Here is a 7815-nt window from a genome sequence, read left to right as displayed (position 1 = left end):
AGGCACAGGCATTTGCAAGGTTTAAGTGGAAGGAAGAGAGAGAAAGAAGTATGGCAGAGATAAAAGAAACAATAAGAAAGAAAATTCCAAAATTGAAAGGAGTCCACTGGGAATTTTCTGATATAAGCAGAATGATGACCTCCACAGGAGGGGAGACACAGGATGTAGTAATAAAGATATTTGGTAGTGATATGGACCAGTTATATAAAATTGCAGGACAGATAAAGAGGAACATAGAGAATGTTGAGGGACTGAAGGATGTGGATATAAGTTTAAAAACAGGTAAGCCAGAGGTTAAGATAAGTATAGACAGGGATAAAGCATCTAAAATGGGTCTTTCCACTGCAGTCATAGGACAGACCATCTCAACTGCTTTTTTAGGGGAGGTCTCTACAAGATATAAGGTAGGGGGAGAGGAATATGATGTAAGGATAAGGTTTAATGAGCGATGGAGAAAAACAGTGAAGGATATAGAAAATCTTTATATCCCGGCAATGGGTGGTTATAAGGTGCCCTTAAAAGAAGTGGCAAGGATAGAGATAGGGGAAGGACCTGTAAAGATAGAAAGGGAAAACAAAAAGAGGAAGGTATCTGTTACAGCAAATATTGCTGGTAGAGATTTAGGAAGTGTTATAAAAGATGTTCAGAGCAGGATTAACAATATCAACCTTCCCTTTGGTTATTATATAGAGTTTGGTGGACAGTATGAAAAGATGAAGGAGGCATTTGGAGGACTTTTAATAGCGCTCATATTTGCTATCTTTCTTGTTTATATGGTGATGGCATCCACATTTGAATCTCTTCTACATCCTTTGATGGTTATGTTTACCCTTCTTTTAGGGATGATAGGTGTTATTGCTGGACTGCTCATCTTCCGTTCCACACTGAATATCGGCTCATTTTTAGGGATTATCCTTATGGCAGGTGTTGTTGTAAACAATGGTATAGTGCTTGTGGACTATGTGAACCTTTTGCGGAGGCAGAAGAATAAGAATGTAAGGACAGCACTTGTTGAGGGATGCACAACAAAACTCAGAGCAATCACGCTTACAACCCTTACAACTGTATTTGGTATGTTCCCTATGGCTATATCAAGGTCACAGGGCTCTGAATTCCGCTCCCCTATGGCGATATCTGTTATAGGCGGAGTTCTTATCTCCGCTATCTTTACCCTCTACCTTATCCCTATAATCTATGAGGCAGTGGAGGTATACCTCCAGAGACGAAGTAAATAAATTTTTTCTAAAAGAAGATTAATTAGATTTGACAGCAGGGATAGATTCTCTTATTATATTCTGAAACTCTGCATAAATGTCTAAAATACATATGAAAGGGAGGTATAGATGGAACTTGTACTTTATACATTATTAGGGAAGGGATATCCTTTGAAAGATGTAATAGATGCTGCCAGTAGAGTTGGTTTTGATGCAGTGGATATCAGATTACATGAAGATGGATGTCATATTACCTCGTCTATAAAAGAAGCAGAAATTAAGGAGATAAAAAAATTAGTTTCAGATAAGGGACTTAAAATTTCAGGAATAACCACTTATTATAGGGTGGGTCTGTGTGATAAGAATGCCTGGTTAACCAGTTATGATGGGATTAAGAGGGCAATAGAGATTTTAAATATGTTTGGAGGGCAATTCTTAAGAATCTCCTCAACCGACCTGGATTTTGAAAAGGGATATGAAGAACAAAGAAGATATTTCAGAGAGCAGGTTTTAATGGTCTCTGAATATGCCAAAAAAACTAATTCTGTTGCGACAATTGAACAGCACTTTGGTCTTATTACATCTTCTGCTGGAGAGATTGTAGACCTTATGAGAGATATTGATACAAAGAATATGGGTATTGTCTATGACCCGGGGAATACATTGATGGAAGGGTATGAAAGGCCGGATATTCAGATTGAAATGCTTAAAAATTTAATTAAAAATGTCCATATAAAAAATGGCAGTGTTAAAGGGATGCAGCCGAATAACAAATTTTATATAGTTGAATGGACAAAGATAGATAAAGGTAACCTTGACTGGAAACTGATAATTGAAAAACTTAAAAATATAGGATATAAAGGATACCTTACCCTTGAAGATTTTGCTGAATTTGGTTCGCTTGAAGAGAAACTTACATATGACCTGAACTATCTAAAATCTTTATTGTAAAGTTAACCGGTTTGCACTTATCCCTTTTAGATTGTAAGGTAATCATTCAATATAACCAAAAAGGAATATATATTATGGACATATGGGAACTTATGCGAGAGAAATTTGATGAAAAAATTCCTCGCAGAACCGCTATTTTAGTAAAGGAAGAGGACTATTCACTTACTTTTGCCTATCCTTCGGAGTTCAGCAGTATCGGTTATAACTTTGACTCTCGTAAGACCACTTCATACAGTGAAACTCCTTGGTTTTCTATCAGATTTGGAGAGTACTATTTTCCTGACCTGTTGGGAAATTTAGCCAGAAATAACTTTTATTACGAGGATATGGAGTATCTTCCAGATATGATAAAAAGAAGGATTGTGTTTTCTAACATAGGTATTGAAGCAGAAGAGATATTTACACGAGTTATAAGTGGTGGTTTTACATGGGAGGTTAACCTTATCTGTAGAAATCATATCCCATACACCTTTAATAAAAAACTCTATACAGTAATTGCTCTTAATAGTAATGGGGTAGTTATAACATCTTATCAGAATAACAATTGCTTTAAGATAGACACAGGAGATAGACAGATATTTATCTGTGGTGATTTTGAAAATTATGCTGTATATGAAAAGATTGATGATTGTTTAAAGGACTTAGAGAAGGGGGGTATATCAAACAAAGAAAATAAGGGAAGGTATATTATTCTTGAACACAACATCAATCTAAATCCGGATGAAAGCAGAAAGATAAGGTTTGGAATAAGTACAGTTTCAGAAGAAAAAGCTATAGAAACATTTAAGGTAGATAATTGTATAACACAAATAAAAGAGAGATGGAACAGTTGGTTTAACTCTATCCCACATTCTGATTTTAAGACAGAGAATGAAAAAAAGGTCTATTATAAGTGCTGGTGGGTCATCAAATTGAACTATTATTATGACGATAGATATGGAAAAACTGTAATAGAAGCACTTCCTGTATATAAAGGGTGGTGGCAGTGGGCTTTACCTGCAATCCAGTGGCATACAAGTTTAAATCCAGAGGTTAATTCTGATTTTATGAAAAGGTTATTGGACCTATTCCTTATCACATCCCAGCGGGAAGATGGGTTTCTTCCACATGTAATTTTTATAGATGAGGAAATACCTGGAGAGAGATGCTCAAGAAGCAGTTTAATCCAGACACCACATATCGCGTGGGTAGCGTGGCGGTATTACAAGAAAACAAAAGATATAGAGAGTTTAAAAAGGTGGTATCCTAAACTTAAAAAGTATTATCAGTATTTAAGTAAATCCAGAGATGAGGAATGTTTAAATTTACATTTATGGGCGATGCTTTACCATTATGAGACAGGTATGGATGACTATCCAGCACTTCACAGGGTCTCTTATGGAGAAAAGAGTGAAGATGGGATAAAAGAACGTTTTTGTTATCCTGCTATATTTGCTGGAGAAAGGTGTTATTATGAAAAGACAATGGCAAAGATAGCAGAGGAGATAGGAAACAGAGAGGAATCAATAGAATGGATTTCTGAATCAGAGAAAACAAGAGAAGCGATGGACAGATTTCTGTGGGACAAAAAGAAAAAATGGTATGGGGTTTTACATGAGGATGGAACACTGGAAACAATCGTTGGATGTGATGGGCTTGTCCCCTTTACATACGGATTGGTCAGTAAGGATAAAGCGAAATTGGCAAAGGAAAGTTTTGAAAAACTTATAGGAAGATACGGGGTATTTACAGTAGCACCTTCTGAAGAAAGATTCCATGAGGAGATATACTGGCAGGGACCTGTCTGGCCTACTTCCTGTGCTTTTGGGATGGCAGCCGCATTCAACTATTATCCTGAATTGATGGAGAAAATCAAAGATGGAATAGTAAACTTTGCACTTAAATACCCGAATATCTGGGAGTGTATGAGTGGAATAACAGGGAAGATTGCACATGGTCCATTTGAAGTAATTGCTACACCTTGTGTTTCTTCAAATGTAGGTGCAGGGGAACTGATAGGAGCACTTCTTATCTATTACGGTGATAATGTATTTTCAATCTGAAAGTACAGTTATGAATTTTTGAGATTCTTAGGAAAAGATAGGTATATAGATAATATAGCAAAAATAAGAATGTAAAATCCTTCCCCTATGAGAAAGTAGGAAGATATTTATCCTTCACTCTTTGAAAGAGAATAGTAGGATGAGGTGTAGAAGGATTAACAAAGGGTCCACACTACTCTTTATCATCTTTCTTTAATGGATAGAAAACGACCCTATCCATACGGCAATTTGACAATTTTTATTTAGGGTGTATAATATTATGCAGTTAATAAAAGGTGGTACTATGAAAAAATCCTCTCCAAAGGTTAAAGTGTTTGCTGGATGGTCAAAAGAAGAAATTGAAAAAGAAAAAAAAGAGATTGAAAAAGTTAGAAAGATATTTGCTTCTAAAGGAATTAAAGGAGAAGATGCTTGTAAAATGATTTTGAGTACCAGACGTGGTGGGTGTGAATTATGAAATATTACTTGCTTGATGCAAGTGCCATAATCCACTATTATATCCCTTCACAACTAACTACCAAAATAAATAAATTGATTGAAAAAAAACAACAAGGGGAAGTTTTTCTTTTTATCCCTATCTTTTGTATTGCTGAGACATATAATACTTTTGCGAAATACTATTACAGAGAGAGAAAAATAACAGAAGATAACTATAATTCAATATATAAGAAATTTACTGATGATGTTCGTAGAGGAAAATTATTTTATCAAATAGAACTTAACCGTTGGCATGTTATGAATGTTGACTATATTTCTCCTATAGAACATACATGGTTTACCACAAAGAAAAATAAAGAAGATGAAGAAAATGAAAGAAAAGTAGATTGGTATCTCTCTACTTTTGATATATTGTTTATTGCAGTCGGTATAGAACTTGCTAAAATGTTAGGGAGAAACGATATTAATCTTGTTACTTGTGATGACAGAATCAAAACGATTGGTAATACTCTCAGAAAATTAGATTCTAAGAAATTAAAGGAAAATAAGATACCACTTGAAACTCCTTTTCCTGAAGTAATATCTTTGAGATCTCTAATAATATAATTAATAAAAACAAACTTCTTTTATTCCATTAAGTTTTTCAGAGAAACGGATTCTGTTAAAAACTCATCCACGGTCATCTCTTTTAAGAAGTTTATACCCCTGCTTGCCCTGATTCTTGCATATTTACTTGCACCAAAAAAGTCCCTGCCCAACACCTTTTTTATAATACCTCCCTGTTCCACAAGTATCTTAACAGCAAGTTCAGAGAAAGGACCATCATATTCATAACTCGGGAAAGAAGCACTTCTCTGGGATGCAAAACATATGTCAAATGCACTTTTCATTATAGCAATGGAGTTCATTGATACAGGTACATATATATTTGCTTCAGAAGGATGGAACCTGTGCCAGATGTTTCTGTATCCCCAGACAAGAATTTTTTTCTTTGTTCTTTCTTTATAAATTTTGAGTGCTTCTGCAATTATCTGAAGAACCTTATAATGGGTATCCGGACCTGTCCCCTCAGGGTCAAATGCAACCGTTATTATATCTGGATTGACTTTTTCTAAAATAGCGAGGAATGGTTTGACATCCCTGTCTAATTCTGGCTGTGGAGTGAAAATATCACCTGTATAAAAACCCAGTCGCAGGTGAAAGATATTATTACAACTGAATCCGAGGTGTGCCCAGAGCAGTTCCTCTTCCCATTCTCTTATCATTCCTTTAAGTTTCTGAACATCCGGTATATCTTTTTTGCCTGGATATGCACTTAATAATTCTTTCTTCAGTGAAACCGCTTTTTTAAATACATCCTTTGGCTCTGATGTTTCTGTCAGTTCACATATATTTCTGTACATTCTTCTCGCCTCTGCCTCTTGTTTTACTTCGGACTTCCCTGCAGCCACCCCATCAAGATATCTGTATATATCCCTGTTTCTGCCTGTTATATTGTCTGGCTTGAAATAATCTTTTTCTTTTAGAAGCCGTTTCAGTTTGCCTTCTCTTATATATCTTTCAAGGTTTTCCAGTTGCGAGATTGTATAGGTATTGGTGATAGAGGTAAATCCGCTTGTAAGGGTAGCAAAATAGTGATAGTTTGTTGGTTTCCTTACGAGATGGAGAATATAAGGCAGATAACCCAGCATAATATCATCATGGTGTGGGGCTGTATGCAAGAATATCCTGTCTCCACTTTCATCCATACCTTTTTCAACCCTTTTTCTGAATTCATTATCTATTTTATGTGTAATCTCCTTAATATCTTTAATTTCTTTTTTTTCTAATAAGACCTGCCCATAAATATCCTCTTTTATGTCTTTTCTGGAAAGAGCGGTTATCTTTTTGTTCAGGTTATAGGAAATATCTACAAGTATTCTTTCCTTTTCAAAATAGGGTAGTGGTTCTGTATTCCTTATCCGTTCTATCCTTCTGCCAGTTAATAATGAACCAGCCCCACTCGTTATATAAAAACGCGCACCTTCAAGTTTCTGTAAAGCAGTTGCAGGATAAAGTATATCAGGTTGGTTTTCTATGGCATCCCTTACCACCTTTGCCTTGCTCTCTCCAGCAGCCATAATAATAGCAGTGGTGGAAGGATTTCTGGTTATTGTGGCAAGCCCTATTGTGAGGACTGCTCTGTCCCTTGAATTTTCAATACCACCCAGGTCAGTAGCAGCGGCTGCAGCGGTCTCATAATTTATCTTTAGAACCCTCGTTGTGGAGTTGTGGTCAGAGCCCCTGATATTAAATGCAATATGTCCATCAGGACCTATACCACCCAAGAAAAATCCGATACCACCCATATCTTCTATTCTTTGTTCATACTCCATCGCAAATTCATCTATCGCATATATTGCCTTCTGCTGTCTTTCTTCATCATAATTTTTAGGGCTCCTGTATCTTAAAGATAAGTCAACCTTACCATCTGGAAAAACAGAACCGAGGGTTTCTCCTTCTTCTGCTCCTGTAAACCATGTATCCATAAGGAGTGTTTTATTTATATCAAGACCAAATCCCTTTATATAAAAATTTCTTATGTAGTGGTTAAAACTATTTTCTCTTCTGGGGTCAACAGGATAAAACTCATCTATCTGGACAAACCAGTAGTTCTTCATATCAGGTTTATTTTTGCTATCTATCCCCCATGAATTTAATTCTGTTTTTACTTCCTTTTTATCCCAGTTTTTAAGGTAAAACTCAGTCCACTTTATGAAATATTCAGGGGTTTTGCCTGTGGGAAGAGATATAACACCATCTGGATTTAACTGTAGCCATTCAATAAACCTTAAAGATACAAGTTTCCCGAGAGATGGGAAATTAGGAACTTCAAGTGTCTGTATCTTTTCGTAAGGATATAAAAGTTTCTTCCCAAACTTTTCAACTGCTATCTCTTCCACCTTAGAATATGTATTATAGTGTTTCATAATCCATCTGCCTTGAATGTAATGTAAGGAATATATTATTATAACACAATAATTTAAGATAGATTAGGCGCGGGGATGGGTCCTGTTATAGAACTCCCGTAGTTTCTCCAGTGTAAGGTGTGTGTAAATCTGGGTGGTGGTAATCCTTTCATGTCCTAATAGTTCCTGTACACTCCGCAGGTCAGCACCACGCTCCAGCAT

The 7815-nt window shown here is 36.0% G+C and carries 7 protein-coding genes; 5 read left to right on the top strand and 2 right to left on the bottom strand.

What is annotated here, in order from left to right:
- The 5 genes from N3D17_07395 to N3D17_07375 all read left to right on the top strand — a co-directional run.
- A partial coding sequence (locus N3D17_07395; protein MCX8083192.1) for an efflux RND transporter permease subunit occupies positions 1-1235 on the top strand: 1235 nt, incomplete at its 5' end.
- Between the two features lie 108 nt (positions 1236-1343).
- Positions 1344-2165 (top strand): sugar phosphate isomerase/epimerase, encoded by an 822-nt coding sequence (locus N3D17_07390; protein MCX8083191.1) that lies wholly within the window; start codon positions 1344-1346, stop codon positions 2163-2165.
- Positions 2166-2239: 74 nt separating this feature from the next.
- Positions 2240-4207, top strand: a complete 1968-nt coding sequence (locus N3D17_07385; protein ID MCX8083190.1) for a trehalase family glycosidase — start codon at positions 2240-2242, stop codon at positions 4205-4207.
- Positions 4208-4466: 259 nt separating this feature from the next.
- Entirely contained in the window at positions 4467-4664 is a 198-nt protein-coding gene (locus N3D17_07380) for a hypothetical protein (GenBank protein ID MCX8083189.1), read from the top strand.
- Positions 4661-5251, top strand: a complete 591-nt coding sequence (locus N3D17_07375; protein MCX8083188.1) for a hypothetical protein — start codon at positions 4661-4663, stop codon at positions 5249-5251. Before N3D17_07380 ends, N3D17_07375 begins: the two co-directional genes overlap by 4 nt.
- A gap of 20 nt (positions 5252-5271) precedes the next feature.
- Here N3D17_07375 and N3D17_07370 read toward each other — a convergent pair whose 3' ends face one another.
- Both N3D17_07370 and N3D17_07365 read right to left on the bottom strand, forming a co-directional pair.
- On the bottom strand, positions 5272-7614 hold the full coding sequence (locus tag N3D17_07370; GenBank protein ID MCX8083187.1) for a 6-phosphogluconolactonase: 2343 nt from the start codon (positions 7612-7614) through the stop codon (positions 5272-5274).
- Between the two features lie 63 nt (positions 7615-7677).
- Positions 7678-7815 (bottom strand): tyrosine-type recombinase/integrase (locus tag N3D17_07365; GenBank protein ID MCX8083186.1); only part of this gene is annotated, 138 nt, incomplete at its 5' end.

The organism is bacterium (genome assembly GCA_026414725.1).
Lineage (GTDB): Bacteria > Ratteibacteria > UBA8468 > B48-G9 > JAFGKM01 > JAAYXZ01.
This window is presented reverse-complemented; position numbering and strand designations above follow the sequence as displayed.

Bases quoted from the DNA above. Each gene is read 5' to 3' on its own strand.
- N3D17_07385 (MCX8083190.1), top strand. From the start codon at position 2,240: ATGGACATATGGGAACTTATGCGAGAGAAATTTGATGAAAAAATTCCT.
- N3D17_07370 (MCX8083187.1), bottom strand. From the start codon at position 7,614: ATGAAACACTATAATACATATTCTAAGGTGGAAGAGATAGCAGTTGAA.
- N3D17_07375 (MCX8083188.1), top strand. From the start codon at position 4,661: ATGAAATATTACTTGCTTGATGCAAGTGCCATAATCCACTATTATATC.
- N3D17_07380 (MCX8083189.1), top strand. From the start codon at position 4,467: ATGCAGTTAATAAAAGGTGGTACTATGAAAAAATCCTCTCCAAAGGTT.
- N3D17_07390 (MCX8083191.1), top strand. From the start codon at position 1,344: ATGGAACTTGTACTTTATACATTATTAGGGAAGGGATATCCTTTGAAA.